The sequence below is a fragment of the Microbacterium sp. ZW T6_19 genome, from assembly GCF_044987465.1.
Classification (GTDB): Bacteria; Actinomycetota; Actinomycetes; order Actinomycetales; family Microbacteriaceae; genus Microbacterium; species Microbacterium natoriense_A.
Genome location: NZ_JBJDRH010000003.1, coordinates 92,292 through 106,804, shown reverse-complemented (window position 1 = coordinate 106,804; position 14,513 = coordinate 92,292). Strand labels below are relative to the sequence as shown.

General features: G+C 67.7%; 14 protein-coding genes. 8 read left to right on the top strand and 6 right to left on the bottom strand.

From position 1 onward, the window contains the following. Positions 1-34 precede the first annotated feature (34 nt). Positions 35-1,696 carry a glycoside hydrolase family 13 protein gene (locus ACI3KT_RS05510; RefSeq protein ID WP_307294039.1) on the bottom strand — a complete coding sequence of 554 codons (1,662 nt, stop codon included), beginning with the start codon at positions 1,694-1,696 and terminating at the stop codon, positions 35-37. 194 nt (positions 1,697-1,890) lie between these two features. Here ACI3KT_RS05510 and ACI3KT_RS05505 point away from each other — a divergent pair, with 194 nt between their 5' ends. After that, positions 1,891-2,319: a DUF1761 domain-containing protein gene (locus ACI3KT_RS05505; protein ID WP_292910717.1), complete on the top strand. Its 429-nt coding sequence runs from the start codon at positions 1,891-1,893 to the stop codon at positions 2,317-2,319. Here ACI3KT_RS05505 and ACI3KT_RS05500 read toward each other — a convergent pair. The 4 genes from ACI3KT_RS05500 to ACI3KT_RS05485 all read right to left on the bottom strand — a co-directional run bounded on the left by ACI3KT_RS05500 (position 2,316) and on the right by ACI3KT_RS05485 (position 4,598). Then, entirely contained in the window at positions 2,316-2,762 is a 447-nt protein-coding gene (locus ACI3KT_RS05500) for a VOC family protein (protein WP_404902965.1), read from the bottom strand. The genes ACI3KT_RS05505 and ACI3KT_RS05500 overlap by 4 nt on opposite strands. 169 nt (positions 2,763-2,931) lie before the next feature. Continuing rightward, entirely contained in the window at positions 2,932-3,639 is a 708-nt protein-coding gene (gene purQ / locus ACI3KT_RS05495) for a phosphoribosylformylglycinamidine synthase subunit PurQ (protein WP_292910721.1), read from the bottom strand. Continuing rightward, positions 3,636-3,884: a phosphoribosylformylglycinamidine synthase subunit PurS gene (gene purS / locus ACI3KT_RS05490; protein WP_292910723.1), complete on the bottom strand. Its 249-nt coding sequence runs from the start codon at positions 3,882-3,884 to the stop codon at positions 3,636-3,638. Before purS ends, purQ begins: the two co-directional genes overlap by 4 nt. 180 nt (positions 3,885-4,064) lie before the next feature. Beyond that, positions 4,065-4,598: an adenine phosphoribosyltransferase gene (locus ACI3KT_RS05485; RefSeq protein ID WP_292910725.1), complete on the bottom strand. Its 534-nt coding sequence runs from the start codon at positions 4,596-4,598 to the stop codon at positions 4,065-4,067. 135 nt (positions 4,599-4,733) lie between these two features. On the opposite strand from ACI3KT_RS05485, the gene ACI3KT_RS05480 reads away from it, so the two are divergent. From ACI3KT_RS05480 to ACI3KT_RS05455, 6 genes are all read left to right on the top strand, one after another. After that, positions 4,734-6,347, top strand: a complete 1,614-nt coding sequence (locus ACI3KT_RS05480; RefSeq protein ID WP_404902964.1) for a glycoside hydrolase family 6 protein — start codon at positions 4,734-4,736, stop codon at positions 6,345-6,347. 147 nt (positions 6,348-6,494) lie between these two features. Next, positions 6,495-7,811 (top strand): ABC transporter substrate-binding protein, encoded by a 1,317-nt coding sequence (locus tag ACI3KT_RS05475; protein WP_292910729.1) that lies wholly within the window; start codon positions 6,495-6,497, stop codon positions 7,809-7,811. Between the two features lie 118 nt (positions 7,812-7,929). Beyond that, positions 7,930-8,949 (top strand): carbohydrate ABC transporter permease, encoded by a 1,020-nt coding sequence (locus ACI3KT_RS05470; protein ID WP_292910731.1) that lies wholly within the window; start codon positions 7,930-7,932, stop codon positions 8,947-8,949. Continuing rightward, on the top strand, positions 8,946-9,830 hold the full coding sequence (locus tag ACI3KT_RS05465) for a carbohydrate ABC transporter permease (RefSeq protein WP_307294055.1): 885 nt from the start codon (positions 8,946-8,948) through the stop codon (positions 9,828-9,830). The genes ACI3KT_RS05470 and ACI3KT_RS05465 overlap by 4 nt, the downstream gene beginning before the upstream one ends. A 5-nt stretch (positions 9,831-9,835) precedes the next feature. Then, a complete protein-coding gene (locus ACI3KT_RS05460; RefSeq protein ID WP_404902963.1) occupies positions 9,836-11,257 on the top strand; it encodes a glycoside hydrolase family 1 protein in 1,422 nt (473 codons plus the stop codon). A gap of 90 nt (positions 11,258-11,347) precedes the next feature. Further along, complete coding sequence (locus tag ACI3KT_RS05455; RefSeq protein WP_404902962.1) at positions 11,348-12,340, top strand: LacI family DNA-binding transcriptional regulator; 993 nt, start codon at positions 11,348-11,350, stop codon at positions 12,338-12,340. 166 nt (positions 12,341-12,506) lie between these two features. On the opposite strand, the gene ACI3KT_RS05450 is transcribed toward ACI3KT_RS05455, so the two are convergent. Beyond that, on the bottom strand, positions 12,507-13,322 hold the full coding sequence (locus ACI3KT_RS05450; protein WP_292904279.1) for a M57 family metalloprotease: 816 nt from the start codon (positions 13,320-13,322) through the stop codon (positions 12,507-12,509). 349 nt (positions 13,323-13,671) lie between these two features. On the opposite strand from ACI3KT_RS05450, the gene ACI3KT_RS05445 reads away from it, so the two are divergent. Then, positions 13,672-14,406, top strand: coding sequence for a DUF2510 domain-containing protein (locus ACI3KT_RS05445; RefSeq protein WP_404902961.1), 735 nt, complete (start codon positions 13,672-13,674; stop codon positions 14,404-14,406). Positions 14,407-14,513: the final 107 nt, after the last annotated feature.

Below are 14,513 nucleotides of genomic sequence, written 5' to 3'. Positions count from 1 at the left end.
ATGCCGGAACTGATGTCTCACGGTCGGGGGCGGCTCAGGCCTTGGTGTACCAGACCGTCGTGTCGACCGGCACCGAAGCGCCTTCGAAGGGCTGGCTCTTGAGCACGACGCTCGCACCGGCCGGCAGCGCCAGCGGCTTCGTGCCGAGGTTCGCGAGCACATGGACGTCTCCGCGTCGGAACGCCACGGCATCCTTCCCCGCGTCCTCCCACACCAGAGAACCTGCGCCGAAGCCGTGCTCGCGGCGGGCGGCCAGCAGCTCCTTGTACAGCGAGAGCGTCGAGAGGGGGTCGCCCTCCTCGGTGTCGCGTGAGTACGCGGCCCAGTCGGCAGGCTGCGGCAGCCACGACAGGCCGGTCTCGTTGAAGCCGAAGGCCGGAGCATCCGCCTCCCACGGCAGCGGCACGCGGCATCCGTCGCGTCCGTAGCGTTCGCCGTTCGTGCGGAACCAAGTCGGGTCCTGACGGAACTCGTCGGGGATCTCCATCGCCTCGGGCAGTCCGAGCTCCTCGCCCTGGTACAGGTAGGCGGAGCCGGGGAGGGCGAGCATGAGCGTCGTCGCCGCGCGGGCGCGCGCCAGACCGATCTTCGTGTCGGGCTTGTTCGGCGTGTTCGGGCCGATGCCCTCGCCCTGCGGGTTCTCGTCGGTGAGGGCGAGGCGGGTCGCGTGACGGACGACGTCGTGGTTCGACAGCACCCAGGTGCTGGGCGCGCCGACCGCACCGAACTCGTCGAGGGATTCGCGGATGACGTCGCCGAGAGCCTTCGCGTCCCACGGGGTCATCAGATACGGGAAGTTGAAGGTCTGGTGCATCTCGTCAGGGCGCACCCACAGAGCCGTCTTCTTGAGCGTGGGCAGCCAGGCCTCGCCGCACAGGGCGCGGTCTCCGTCGTACTCGGCGAGCACCTTGTGCCAGTCGCGGTAGATGTCGTGCACGGCGTCCTGTCCCCAGTACGGCACGTTCTCCTCGCCGCCGCCCATGGAATCGGCATCGGCCACGGGGGCGTAGTCGGGGAGACCGGCCTCCTTGACCATGCCGTGCGCCACGTCGACGCGGAAGCCGTCGACGCCGCGGTCGAGCCAGAAGCGCAGGATGCTGCGGAACTCCTCCTTGACCTCTTCGTTGGTCCAGTCGAAGTCGGGCTGGGTGGCGTCGAAGATGTGCAGGTACCACTGGCCCGGGGTGCCGTCGGCTTCGGTGACGCGCTCCCACATGCCGCCGCCGAACACGGACTCCCAGTTGTTCGGGGGGAGCTCGCCGTTCTTGCCGCGGCCGTCGCGGAACACGTAGCGGGCGCGCTCGGGGCTGCCGGGCGCCGCCTTGAGCGCCTCCTGGAACCAGACGTGCTGGTCGGAGGAGTGGTTCGGGACGAGGTCGACGATGACGCGGATGCCGCGCGCGTGCGACTCTTCGAGCATGCGGTCGAAGTCCGCCAGCGTGCCGAAGAGCGGGTCGACGTCGCGGTAGTCCGCCACGTCGTAGCCGGCGTCGCGCTGCGGCGAGGTCATGAACGGGCTCAGCCAGATCGCGTCGACGCCGAGTTCTTTGAGGGAGTCGAGGCGGCTCGTGATGCCGGGCAGGTCGCCGATGCCGTCACCCGACGCGTCGGCGAAGGATCGGGGGTAGATCTGGTAGATGACCGCGCTGCGCCACCACTCGGAACCGGGGGCTGCGATCTGCTCAAGCTGTGCCATGCGATCAGATTAGTGCAAACGCTTACACTCGCGCCAGGGAGGGAATCGAATCGGTTCGGAATCGGTGCGGACAGTGTCGGTTGCGGGAGTTGTTGCATGGCCCTGCCCCACCATTTCGGGGATGCGCCGGTGCGGTCCCCGGCGCCGCCGTGCCGGGGAGTAGTGTGGCGGCATCCGATCCGATGGAGGCTGTCATGGTTCCCGAGATCAACTACTGGGCTGTTCTGCTCGCAACCGCGTCGAGCATGATCGTCGGCTCGATCTGGTACGCACCGAAGGTTTTCGGCACGCGCTGGTCGAAGCTCGCGAACGTCGACATGGATCGCCCCGGTGCCAGCGCGACCATGGCGATCATCACGACGGTGATCGTGAGCTTCATCACGGCATGGGTGCTCGCCGGAGCATCCGCCATCGCCTGGCACTTCTACGGCGGGGGATTCTTCTGGAGCGCGGTCGTCACGGCCGTGACGCTGTGGGCGGGCTTCACCGCGGCCCGCTTCATCACCCACGACGCCTTCGAAGGGCGATCCACGAGGCTCACGACGCTGAACATCGCGCATGAACTCGTGACCGTCGTCGTGATGGCCGTGATCATCGGGGTCTGGCCCCCGGCGCTCGGCTAGGCGTTCGCGCCCTTCCTGAGATCCTGCGCGAACATCACCAGGATGCCGCTGGGCCCGCGCAGGTAGGTGAGCTTGTAGACGTCCTCGTACGTCGCGACTCCGCGAAGCGGGTGGAACCCGTGCCGGGCGGCGATCGCGAGCGACTCGTCGATGTCGTCGACCGAGAAAGCGACGCGGTGCATGCCGATCTCGTTGGGGAGCGTGGGCTCCGTCTCGATCGCCTCGGGGTGGATGTACTCGAAGAACTCCAGCTGCCCGCGACCGTCCGGCGTCTGCAGCACGGCGATCTTCGCGTGGTTGCCGTCGAGCCCGACCGCCGTGTCGGCCCATTCGCCGCTGATGGTGTCGCGACCGAGAACCGTGAGGCCCAGATCGGTGAAGAAGGCGATGGTCTCGTCGAGATCGCGCACGGCGATGCCGACATTCTCCAGTGTGATGGGCATGCACGGCATGCTACTCGTCGGTCCGCTTCCACGGTGGGTGTTCGCCTGGTACGTCTGCAGGAACGGGGCACGAATGCGGGACGAGAAGTCGGCGGATGCTCCTGCGGACGTGCCTGGGTCCTGCAGACGTCCCGAGGGTGAGGCGACCGGCGCGGACGCGGCGCGGTGTTTACGCCGCGACGCGTGCGACGGCGGCGATCGCGCTCGCGAAGAAGCCGAGGCCGTCGACACCCGAGCGCATGGCGGCCGATGTGTCAGGCCCGAAGCCGGGCTCGGTGGCGTGCTCGGGGTGCGGCATGAGTCCGACCACGTTGCCCGCCTCGTTCGTGAGGCCGGCGATGTCGCGCAGCGACCCGTTCGGGTTCACGCCCGCGTAGCGGAAGGCGACGAGTCCTTCGCCCTCGAGGCGGTCGAGCGTGTCCTCGTCGGCGATGTAGCCGCCGTCGGCGTTCTTCAGCGGGATGACGATCTCCTGGCCGCGGCGGAACGTGTTCGTCCAGGCGGTGTCGGAGTTCTCGACCGTGAGCCTCTGGTCACGGCGCACGAAGTGCTGGTGATCGTTGCGGATCAGTCCGCCTGGCAGCAGGTGCGCCTCGACGAGCATCTGGAATCCGTTGCAGATGCCGAGGATCGGCATGCCCTTGGCGGCCGCATCCTTGACCTCGCTCATGATCGGCGAGAGTGCGGCGATCGCACCGGCGCGCAGGTAGTCGCCGTAGCTGAAGCCGCCGGGCAGGACGAGAGCGTCGACACCCTCGAGGTCGTGCGAACCGTGCCAGAGTGCGACGGGTTCGGCGCCGGCGATGCGCACCGCGCGCTGCGCGTCGCGATCGTCGAGCGAGCCCGGGAAGGTGATGACCCCGATGCGAGTGGTCACTCGGCGACCTCGATGCCGACGACGTCTTCGATCACGGAGTTGGAGAGCACCTCGTCTGCGATGCGACGGGCCTCGGCGAGGATCTCGTCGGTGACCTCGCCCTCGACGGTGAGCTCGAATCGCTTGCCGATGCGGACATCGGTGAAGCCCTCGACGCCCAGACGCGCGAATGCGCCGGACACGGCCTTCCCCTGCGGGTCGAGCAGTTCGGGCTTGGGCATGACGTCGACGACGATGGTGGGCATGAACGCTCCAGGACTCACAGGCAGACGGGCGGCACCAGTCTACCGGCTTGCGCAAGTCGACTTACGCGAGCTCCACGGCCGCCGACCGCACGGCTTGTCGCCGAGTGCACGGCGCGTTGCCGGGCGGATGCCGTGCACTCGTCGAGTGCACGTGAACTCGACGAGCCCCGATGTGCGGCGTCAGGAGGCGTGGAAGACCGTGTGAAGGTCGCCGACGGCCTCGCGTCCGCCGAGGCCGTCGATCTCGAACAGCACGGAGATTCCGATCACGTGGCTGCCCAGTCGCTCGACGAGTTCGCGCCCTGCGGCGAGGGTGCCGCCGGTCGCGAGCACGTCGTCGATGAGCAGGACGCGGGAGCCCGCCGGCAGGTCGTCGTGCATCTCGATGGTGGCGGTGCCGTACTCGAGGGCGTAGTCGACGGATGCCGCCGGCCGCGGCAGCTTGCCCGCCTTGCGGATCGGGATGAGCCCCACGCCGGCAGCGATCGCGGCGGCTCCGGCGAGGATGAACCCGCGTGCTTCGATGCCGGCGACCACGTCGAACTGACCGGCGAACGGCGCGATGATCGCGTCGGTGGTCACCTTCAGCGCCTCGGCATCCGCCAGCAGAGGCGTGATGTCGCGGAAGACGATGCCGGGCTCCGGGTAGTCCGGGATCGAGCGGATCAGCGATGCGGCGCGGACGAGGGCGGGGGACAGCTCAGTTTCGGGCACTGGTCAAGGCTACGCCCGCCGAGAGGCTTGACAGTCGGTGGACGGCTCCATATGGTTACTGACCAGTAAGTGAGAGCGCTCCCACGACCGGGAGCGACTCTGGCTGCACAGGATGACATCGCACAAAGGAGTGACATGATCCACAGACGACCGCGCGCGGGCCTCATGGCCGCCGTCGCACTCATCGGAAGCGCGGCGGTGCTCGTGCCATCGGCGGTACACGCATCCGCAGCGCCCGTTCCTGCCGCCGAGCCGGACGCGATCGAGGGCCTCGAGCTGTACGTCGATCCGTTGAGCACGACGCTCGAGTCGGCGCAGGCGCTCACCGGGCAGGCTCGGGCGGATGCCCAGTTGCTCGCCAGCATCCCCTCCGCGACCTGGTTCACCGGGGGCACTCCCGAAGAGGTGCACGACGCCGTCGACCGGGTCGTGAGCGATGCCTTCGCAGAAGGAACGCTGCCGGTCCTGGTGGCCTACAACGTGCCCTACCGCGACTGCTCCCTGTACTCCGCGGGAGGCGCAGCCGACACCGAGGCGTACAACGCATGGATCGACGCCTTCGCGGACGCGATCGGCGATCGCAAAGCCGTCGTGATGATCGAACCAGACGGCCTCGGCGTGATCCCGCACTACACGACCCTCGACGGCAGCCTCGACTCGTGTCGGCCTGCAGAGGCCGATCCCGCGACGGCAGCGCCTGCGCGCTTCGCGCAGCTCAACCACGCGGTCGACGCCTTCGCTGCGCATCCCGGGGTGCGAAGCTACCTCGACGGCACCAACGCCGCGTGGCTGAACGTCGGCGAGGTCTCCTCACGGCTCGTGTCCGCCGGCGTCGAACGCGCGACGGGCTTCTTCCTCAACGTCTCCAACTACCTGTACACGGCGAACAATACGGCCTACGGCACCTGGATCTCATCGTGCATCGCGTATGCCACCCAGGTGGCGGAAGGCGCGTTCGGAGACTGCGGCAACCAGTACTGGAACGGCGGGCCGGCCAACGATTGGCAGGGCGTGACGATGTCGCAATACGGCGAATGGGCCTCGGATGCTTCGAACCCCGCCTTGAGCACAGCGGGTCTCGACTCCCGCTACGCCGAGCAGCTGGGATCGATCGAACCGAGCGCCCGCTTCATCGTCGACACGAGCCGCAACGGAATCGGCCCGTGGGAGTACCCGGCGAACACCTACCCCCAGCATGAAGACTGGTGCAACCCTCCTGGGCGCGGAGCCGGTGCCCGGCCGACGACCACCACAGGCGTTCCTCTCGCCGACGCATTCCTGTGGGTCAAGGTGCCAGGCGAGTCCGACGGCAAGTGCTATCGCGGAACGGGCGGGCCGCTCGATCCGGCACGCGGAATCGAAGACCCTGCGGCGGGTCAATGGTTCTCGGAGCAGGCGCGCGAACTCGTCTCCTTCGCCTCGCCTCTGATCGAGCCGCTCTCGTGCGACGTCACGATCTCGACCATCCAGCTCGGACGCGTGTTCATGTCGACGGTGTCGGTCACCAACGCCACTGCCCAGAAGATCGAACCCTGGTCGCTGACCTGGCGCTACGACCAGGGCCAGAAGGTGGTCACGGCCTTGGGTGGGCGATTCACGCAGCAGGGGACAGAAATCGCGGTGAGCGGCACGAAGCGCTCACCCGGCCTCGACACAGGTGAGACGGCCGGTGTGGTCGTGGTCGGCAAGGGGGATGCGACAGTGCCCTGGCAGTTCCGGCTCAATGGGCGGGTGTGCACCTCGCGGTGACATCGCCGCTCCTCCGCCGAGCGGGCGGTGGGTGAGGGCTTGACATTCGTGGGAGCGCTCCCATAGAGTGCTCTGCAGTTCGTGGGAGCGCTCCCACGACGTCCCGAAAGCACCACCCACCGCACGACCTGCACAAAGGAGTGACCTGTGAACACACGTGCCCGCCGACGCCTCTTGGCGACTGCAGCCGCAGCATCCGTCTCCGCCATCGCCCTCGCCGGCTGCGCCTCACCCGGCGCCGACGACGGTGCCGACGGCGCCGACGAGAAGATCACGCTGACCGTGACCACCTTCGGCACGTTCGGCTATGACGACCTCTACAAGGAGTACGAGAAGCTCCACCCGAATGTGACCATCGAGGCCACGAACATCGACACCGGCGGCAACGCCCGCACCGACGCGTTCACGAAGATCGCCGCGGGATCCGGCCTCAGCGACGTCGTCGCGATCGAGGAGGGCTGGCTCGGCGCCATCATGGACGTGTCCGACACGTTCGTCGACCTGCGTGACTACGGCATCGAGGACCGCAAGAGCGACTGGCTCGACTGGAAGTACGACCAGGCGACCGATCCCGACGGCCGTGTGATCGGCTACGGCACGGATGTCGGGCCCTCCGGCATCTGCTACAACACCAAGGCGTTCGAGGCCGCAGGGCTCCCCAGCGACCGCGAGTCGGTCGCGACGCTGCTCGACGGCGACTGGGACAACTACTTCGCGGTCGGCGCCGACTACACCGCCAAGACCGGCAAGGCGTGGTTCGACCAGTCCGGCTTCGTGTGGAACTCGATGGTGAACCAGCTCGACGAGGGTTACTACACCGCCGACGGCGAGCTGAACGTGGAAGGCAACGCCGAGCTCAAGAAGCGGTTCGAACAGCTGGGCGCCGCAGCCGAGGGCGGACTGTCGGCCGCCGAGACGCAGTGGGACTGGAACGGCGGCAAGTCGTTCGTCGACGGCACCTTCGCCACGATGGTCTGCCCCGGATGGATGCTGGGAGTCGTGCAGGGCAAGCTGGAATCGGGTGGCGGCGACGCTGCGACCGGCTGGGACTTCGCCGACGCGTTCCCCGGCGGCCCAGTGAACTGGGGCGGCGCCTGGCTGTCCATCCCCGAGACCTCCGAGCACAAGAAGGCGGCGGCAGAGCTCGCCGACTGGCTGACCCAGCCCGAGCAGCAGGTGAAGCAATCGGCTGCCGCAGGCAACTTCCCGTCGACCGTCAAGGCGCAGGAGACCCTCGCCGAGGAGGCGACCCCGAACGAGATCTTCAACGGAGCCCCCACCGGCGCGATCCTCGCCGAGCGGGCCAAGGGCGTGGTCGCGCAGTACAAGGGCGCTGACGACTCCGTGATCCAGGAGAACGTGTTCGGCCCGGCGATCACGGCGCTCGACCGCGGCGAGACCGACACCAAGGGCGCCTGGGAGCAGGCGATCGGGCTGCTGCACGAGCTCGTCCCGAACGACTGAGCAGTATCTCTTCTCTGCGTTTCGTCTCGCTTCGCTCGCTCAACGGCCGGGTCTCGTGCCCGGCCGTTGAGCGAGGAGCGCAGCGACGAGACGAAACGCCGCACACGAAGGACAGAACATGACTCTCACCGAAGAGCAGCAGGCGACGGCATCCGCTCTGCCGAAGAGCAGGAGCACGGATGCCGCTCCCAAGCCGTCCTGGCGGCATCGCCTCTCGCGCGTCGATCAGAAGGGATCGCCGTACCTCTACATCTCGCCCTTCTTCCTGCTGTTCGGGCTGATCGGGCTGTTCCCGCTGCTGTACACGGTGTGGGTGGCGCTGCACGACTGGGATCTGCTGAAGGGTGAAGGCGGCTTCGTCGGCTTCGCGAACTTCACCGAGATCCTCGGCGACGGCATGTTCTGGAACTCCATCGGCAACACGCTGAGCATCTTCCTGCTGTCGGCGATTCCGCAGCTGGCCGTCGCCCTGGTGATCGCCTACCTGCTCGACCAGGGGCTGCGCGCCCCCTCGTTCTGGCGCATGAGCGTGCTGATCCCATTCGTGGTGACGCCGGTGGCCACGGCGATCATCTTCTCCAGCATCTTCAACGAGGCCGACGGCCTCGCGAACAACCTGCTGAACCTCATCGGCATCGTCGACCAGGAGTGGAAGCACAACACCTTCCTGTCGCACATCGCGATCGCGACGATGGTGAACTTCCGCTGGACCGGCTACAACGCCCTCATCCTGCTCGCCGCGATGCAGGCGGTGCCGCGCGACCTGTACGAGTCGGCGGCGATCGACGGGGCGGGCGCTGCGCGCCGGTTCTTCTCGATCACGATCCCCAGCATCCGTCCCACCCTCATCTTCGTGATCATCACGGCGACGATCGGCGGTCTGCAGATCTTCGCCGAGCCGCGGCTGTTCGACGTGTCGACAGCCGGCGGGATCGGCGGCAGCGAACGCCAGTTCCAGACGACCGTGCTGTTCCTCTGGGAGCTCGCGTTCTTCCGCCGCAATCTCGGCGAGGCCTCGGCCGTCGCGATCCTCCTGTTCGTGCTCATCGTGGGCATCGGACTCGTCAACTTCCTCATCTCGCGGAGCATCTCCACAGGAGATGCTCCGAAACGTCGCCGGAAGGAGCGCGTCCGATGACCGCCACCCAGGCCCTCAGCGTCCCCGAGCGCATCCGCCGCAACCGTCAGAGCGGCACGGCGGGCATCGGCAGTCGCCCCGGCTTCCTCACCTACGGCCTGCTCGCGGCCTTCCTGATCGGCAGCGCGTATCCGCTGTGGTGGTCGTTCGTGGTCGCGAGTGGAACGAACTCGACCAGGGGCGAGACGCTGCCCCTGATCCCGGGCGGCAACTTCTTCGCGAACGCGGTCAAGGTGCTCGATGCGATCCCGTTCTGGAAGGCGCTCGGCAACTCGGTCCTCATCTCCGCCATCATCACGATCTCGGTCGTGACCTTCTCGACCCTCGCCGGCTACGCGTTCGCGAAGCTGCGTTTCAAAGGGCGCGACGGGCTCATGGTGTTCGTGATCGTGACCATGGCGATCCCGACCCAGCTCGGCATCATCCCGCTGTTCATGCTGATGCGTCAGCTCGGCTGGACCGGCTCGATCGGAGCGGTGATCGTGCCGACCCTGGTCACGGCGTTCGGTGTGTTCTTCATGCGTCAGTACCTTGTCGACGTGATCCCCGACGAGCTCATCGAGGCGGCGCGAATGGACGGCGCGAACCAGTTCCGCACCTTCCTCACCGTCGGCGTCCCCGCGGCGCGCCCGGCGATGGCGATCCTCGGCCTGTTCACGTTCATGACGGCATGGACCGACTACCTGTGGCCGCTCATCGTGCTCTCCCCGCAGAACCCCACACTGCAGACCGCGCTCAGCCAGCTGCAGTCGGGCTTCTACGTGGACTACTCGATCGTGCTCGCAGGAGCCGTGCTCGCCACGCTTCCGCTGCTCGTGCTGTTCGTCGTCGCCGGCAAGCAGCTCGTCAGTGGAATCATGGCCGGCGCGGTGAAAGGATGACCCCTATGACCCGCCCCTTCCCGAAGGACTTCCTGTTCGGCGCCGCGACCGCGGCGTACCAGATCGAAGGTGCGGCCTTCGAAGACGGGCGCACGGCATCCATCTGGGACGCGTTCTCCCGTGTGCCGGGCGCCGTGATCGGCGGCGACAACGGCGACGTGGCGTGCGACCACTATCACCGGTACCCGCAGGACGTGGCGCTGATGAAGGAGCTGGGTCTCGAGACCTACCGCTTCTCGACCTCGTGGTCGCGGGTGCGCCCCGATGGCGGGGCCGTGAACAAGCAGGGCGTCGACTTCTACAAGCGGCTGGTCGACGAGCTGCTCGGCGCCGGCATCCTGCCCTGGCTGACCCTGTACCACTGGGACATGCCGCAGGCTCTGCAGGAGGTCGGCGGCTGGACCAACCGCGACACGGTCGAGCGCTTCCTCGAGTACGCGGGCACCATGCACGATGCCCTCGGCGACCGGGTGAACGTGTGGACGACGTTGAACGAGCCCTGGTGCGCATCCTTCCTCTCTTATACGGGCGGCGAGCACGCTCCCGGGCACACGAGCGTCGCCGAAGGACTGCTCGCATCGCATCACCTGCTGCTCGCGCACGGCGCGACGGTGCGCGAGCTGCGTTCGCGCGACTCGTCACTGAACCTCGGGATCACGCTGAATCACACGGTGGCCGACCCGGCCGACCCGCAGAACCCGGCCGACGTCGATGCTGCCCGCCGGGTCGACGGGCAGTTCAACCGCTGGTTCCTCGACCCGATCTACCGGGCCGAGTATCCGGCCGACATCGTCGAGGACGTCAGGGCGGTGGATGCCGCGGCGGTGCGCCGCTTCGAAGAGGCCGTGCACGACGGCGACCTCGCCACGATCGCGCAGCCCATCGACACACAGGGCGTGAACTACTACCACGGCGATCTCGTGGCGGGGGAGGCTCCCGCGTCGTCGCCGCCCTCCGGCGGACCGGCGACGACCCGGCCCGGGCGCAGCCCGTACCCCTCGGATGCCGGCATCCACGCGGTCGAGCGGGGTCTGCCCCGCACCGCGCAGAACTGGGAGGTGCAGCCCGAGGGGCTCACCCGCCTGCTGCACCGGGTGTGGGACGAGTACGCGCAGCCGGCGGGCACCGTGCTGTACATGACCGAGAACGGCGCCGCCTACGACGATGTCGTGTCGGTCGACGGGCAGGTGCACGACGCCGATCGTGCCGAGTTCCTCCGGCTGCATCTCGGCGCGGTGCTCGACGCCGCAGAGGCGGGCGTCGACGTGCGCGGATACTTCTACTGGTCGCTGTTCGACAACTACGAATGGGCCTGGGGCTACGACAAGCGCTTCGGCATCGTCCGGGTCGACTACGACACCCAGGAGCGCACGGTGAAGGATTCGGGCCGAGAGTACGCCCGCATCATCGCAGCACGCGCCCTCTGAGCATCCCGGTGTCTTTCGAATCGCGCGGATGACCGTATCCTGAGCCTGGATGCAGTCATTCACGCGATTCGAAAGACGACGGGAGACCCGATGAGCAGGCCGACCATCGAAGAGGTGGCAGCAGCCGCCGGGGTGTCGCGGTCGACCGTGTCCCGTGTCGTGAACGGCTCGACGGCCGTGAGTCCTGCGGCGCTCGCCGCCGTGCAGAAGACGATCGCCGAGATGAACTACGTGCCCAACCGTGCGGCGCGTTCGCTCGCGTCGAGGCAGACGCACGCGATCGCGCTGGTCGTGCCCGAGGACACGACGCGGTTCTTCGGCGACCCCTTCTTCGCGGCGATCGTCGCGGGCATCACGGGCGCGCTCGGGGCATCCGACTACCTGCTCAACCTGCTCATCGCGAGCGACGACCCCGGCGACAAGGTCTCGGGGTTCATGCGCAACGGCGGCGTCGACGGCGCGCTGATCGTGTCGCACCACACCAGCGACGCCTTCATCGAGAGGATCGCGGATGCCGTGCCGGTCGTGTACGGCGGCCGCCCCGTGCGGCGACGCGACGGGGACTACGTCGTCGACGTCGACAACGTCGCTGCTGCCCGCGTCGCCACCCGCCGGCTGATCGGCATCGGACGCACGCGCATCGCGACCATCTCGGGCCCGCTGACGATGGTCGCCTCGAACGATCGCGTGCAGGGGTATCGAGACGAGCTGGCCGATGCCGGACTCACCCCGTTCGCCGAGGAGGCGGGCGACTACTCCGAGGCCTCCGGCGCTGAGGCGGTGCGCCGCATCCTCGCGGCCGGGCGACCCGACGCGATCTTCGTCGCGAGCGACCTGATGGCGCGCGGCACGATCATGGCGTTGCGCACCGCCGGCATCCGCGTTCCGGAGGACGTCGCGATCGTCGGCTTCGACGATTCCGCCGTCGCCCTCACGACCGAACCTCCGCTGACGACCATCCGCCAGCCCATGTACGCGCAGGGTGAGGCGATGGCCGGGGTGCTGCTCTCGCGGCTCGCGGGGAAGAGCCCCGAGCGGACCACGATCCTGCCGACCGAGCTCGTCGTGCGCGCCTCGGCCTGAGCGGACCCCGAGGCGCCGTGCCGTCCGTCGGCCGAGATCCCGTCTGCATGCCGAGAATGCCGATCTGCCCCTGCGGACGGAATCCGACCCTGCAGACGGGACTGGCCGGCCGCACGGACAGCAGGCCCGGTCGTGGTCGACCGGGCCTGCTGCCTTCTGGGGAACGTCAGTTGCCGTAGAGGGAGACGACACCCGCGACGTCGGTGCTCGTCATCGACAGGTCGTCGGAAGAGCCGTTGCACTGCGGGTAGTGCATGATCGACGAGGAGTCGTAGGGCGTCAGGGGGCGCCAGTTGGTGTCTTCGAAGCAGGTGCCCGACTCGGGGCGGGTGTGCTCGTGACGGAATCCGAGGACGTGGCCGAGCTCGTGGCCCAGGATGTTCGTCGGCGTCCAGGAGCCCGAGCTCCAGATCGAGTCGTCGATCAGCACGTTCTGCTGGCGATCCGGTGTGCTCGGGAAGAACGCCCGGGCGATGTACTGAGAGGTCTGTACGGGCTCGACCGAGAACAGGACCGACTTGTTGCGGGTCGTGCAGTTGCCGTCAGCGCTGCTGACGTACTGGAAGTCGATCTTCGACGACGCGGCCTCCCACAGCGCGGCGCCGCTGGCCATCGCGTTCACGACGTCGGCGTGACGAGCGCCGAACTTCGTGCTGACGCAGTAGGTGAGGTTGCTCACCTGCGCGTCGGACCACTTGTCGTCGATGCCGCTGACCGTGTTGACGATGAGTCCGTCGTTGCGCGTCTCGGGGCCGATGAGCACGTCGTAGAAGGCGCGCAGGTCGCTCCGGTTCGAGATCACCTCGTCACCGTTGACGATGTAGCTTCCGTCGACGTCCCGGTAGGTCGACGCCGCGAACTCCTGGAAGGAGGGAGCGGAGCCGTCGTCCACCGAGGTCGCAGCGGATGCGGGGATGACCGCGCCGATGCTGAGCGCCGCGGCCGCGGTGGCGGCGAACGCGAGGGTTCTGATGAGTCGCATGCAATGATCCTTTTCGATCTGAGCGATTCCGCCCGCCTGGTCGGCGAGCGGGCCACGGACCGGCGAGGTGGGCGTCTTTGCTCCACCGATCGAGCCGAAGCCCGCTCACGGTAACCGCGGCGATTCGCGCCGGTCAAGAGATGCAACGGCGCGCCGGAGGATTTCTGTACTCAGGTGAGAAACTCGCGGGGGCTCGCCTGGACGAAGGTCTTTGCTCACCCTCGCCAGACGTCGAAGGTGAGCAGGGTGCCTCTCCTCGGGGCGGTCAACGGGCACTGCGAGACGAAAAGACGTCTCCGTAGGCTGGTGTTCGCGCGGTGTGAGCTGTGTCGATGAGGAGGGTGTGGTTATGCAGGCTGGGTGGTATGACGATGGTTCGGGTCGGCAGCGGTGGTGGGATGGGGAGCGGTGGACGGATGACTTCGCTCCCGCTCAGGGCGGTGCCCCTGCGTCGGCGGCTCCGGTGACGTCTGCGCCTGCTGCGAGCGGTTCTGTGTCGCCGGTTCTGGGGTTCGTGGGTCTGGGCCTGGCGGTGCTGGGTACGGTGCTGGCGTGCGTTCCTGCGGTGTTCGGCGTCGGGGTGGTCGTGCTGCTGGCCGGGTTCGTGGTGTCGTTGGTCGGGTTGTTCCGCAAGGGCGCGGTGAAGTGGCCGTCGATCGTCGGGATGATCGTCGCGGTCGTCGGCGGAGCCATCGGCACGGTCGTGCTCGTGGTCTCGCTGCTCGCGAACCTCGCCGGTCCGGTCGATCCGACCATCCCCACAGACACGCCATCCACGACCTCCACCGAGCAGCCCTCCGGCACGCCTACGACGGGCGCAGACCAGCGGCAGTTCACACCAGAAGAGCTCGGCGAGCGATTCGCGGCCACGTTGCGTTCCGCGGGAAACACGAGCTACGACGACATGCCTGACTTCTATCCGTGTGTGGGGCAGTTCCTATACGACTCCGAGTTGTCCGACGAGACTCTTCGCCTGATCACATCCGCCCAGGATCCGCTCGAGTCCGAGCGCAACGCTGCTGAGCAGGTGATCACAGACGCAACACTGACCTGTGACCCGAATGGCGAGGGTGCGGGGGGCTGAATAGAAGTAGTCGATGTATCGGGCGCTCGGGCAGCAGCGGTCGCGTGGGACTGTCACCGTAGGCTGGTGTTCGCGCGGTGTGAGCTGTGTCGATGAGGAGGGTGTGG

What these genes read in the sequence shown, in the direction of transcription:
- ACI3KT_RS05510 (WP_307294039.1), bottom strand. Translation starts at nt 1,696, where the DNA reads ATGGCACAGCTTGAGCAGATCGCAGCCCCCGGTTCCGAGTGGTGGCGC.
- ACI3KT_RS05505 (WP_292910717.1), top strand. Translation starts at nt 1,891, where the DNA reads ATGGTTCCCGAGATCAACTACTGGGCTGTTCTGCTCGCAACCGCGTCG.
- ACI3KT_RS05500 (WP_404902965.1), bottom strand. Translation starts at nt 2,762, where the DNA reads ATGCCCATCACACTGGAGAATGTCGGCATCGCCGTGCGCGATCTCGAC.
- purS (WP_292910723.1), bottom strand. Translation starts at nt 3,884, where the DNA reads ATGCCCACCATCGTCGTCGACGTCATGCCCAAGCCCGAACTGCTCGAC.
- ACI3KT_RS05480 (WP_404902964.1), top strand. Translation starts at nt 4,734, where the DNA reads ATGATCCACAGACGACCGCGCGCGGGCCTCATGGCCGCCGTCGCACTC.
- ACI3KT_RS05470 (WP_292910731.1), top strand. Translation starts at nt 7,930, where the DNA reads ATGACTCTCACCGAAGAGCAGCAGGCGACGGCATCCGCTCTGCCGAAG.
- ACI3KT_RS05465 (WP_307294055.1), top strand. Translation starts at nt 8,946, where the DNA reads ATGACCGCCACCCAGGCCCTCAGCGTCCCCGAGCGCATCCGCCGCAAC.
- ACI3KT_RS05460 (WP_404902963.1), top strand. Translation starts at nt 9,836, where the DNA reads ATGACCCGCCCCTTCCCGAAGGACTTCCTGTTCGGCGCCGCGACCGCG.
- ACI3KT_RS05455 (WP_404902962.1), top strand. Translation starts at nt 11,348, where the DNA reads ATGAGCAGGCCGACCATCGAAGAGGTGGCAGCAGCCGCCGGGGTGTCG.
- ACI3KT_RS05450 (WP_292904279.1), bottom strand. Translation starts at nt 13,322, where the DNA reads ATGCGACTCATCAGAACCCTCGCGTTCGCCGCCACCGCGGCCGCGGCG.
- ACI3KT_RS05445 (WP_404902961.1), top strand. Translation starts at nt 13,672, where the DNA reads ATGCAGGCTGGGTGGTATGACGATGGTTCGGGTCGGCAGCGGTGGTGG.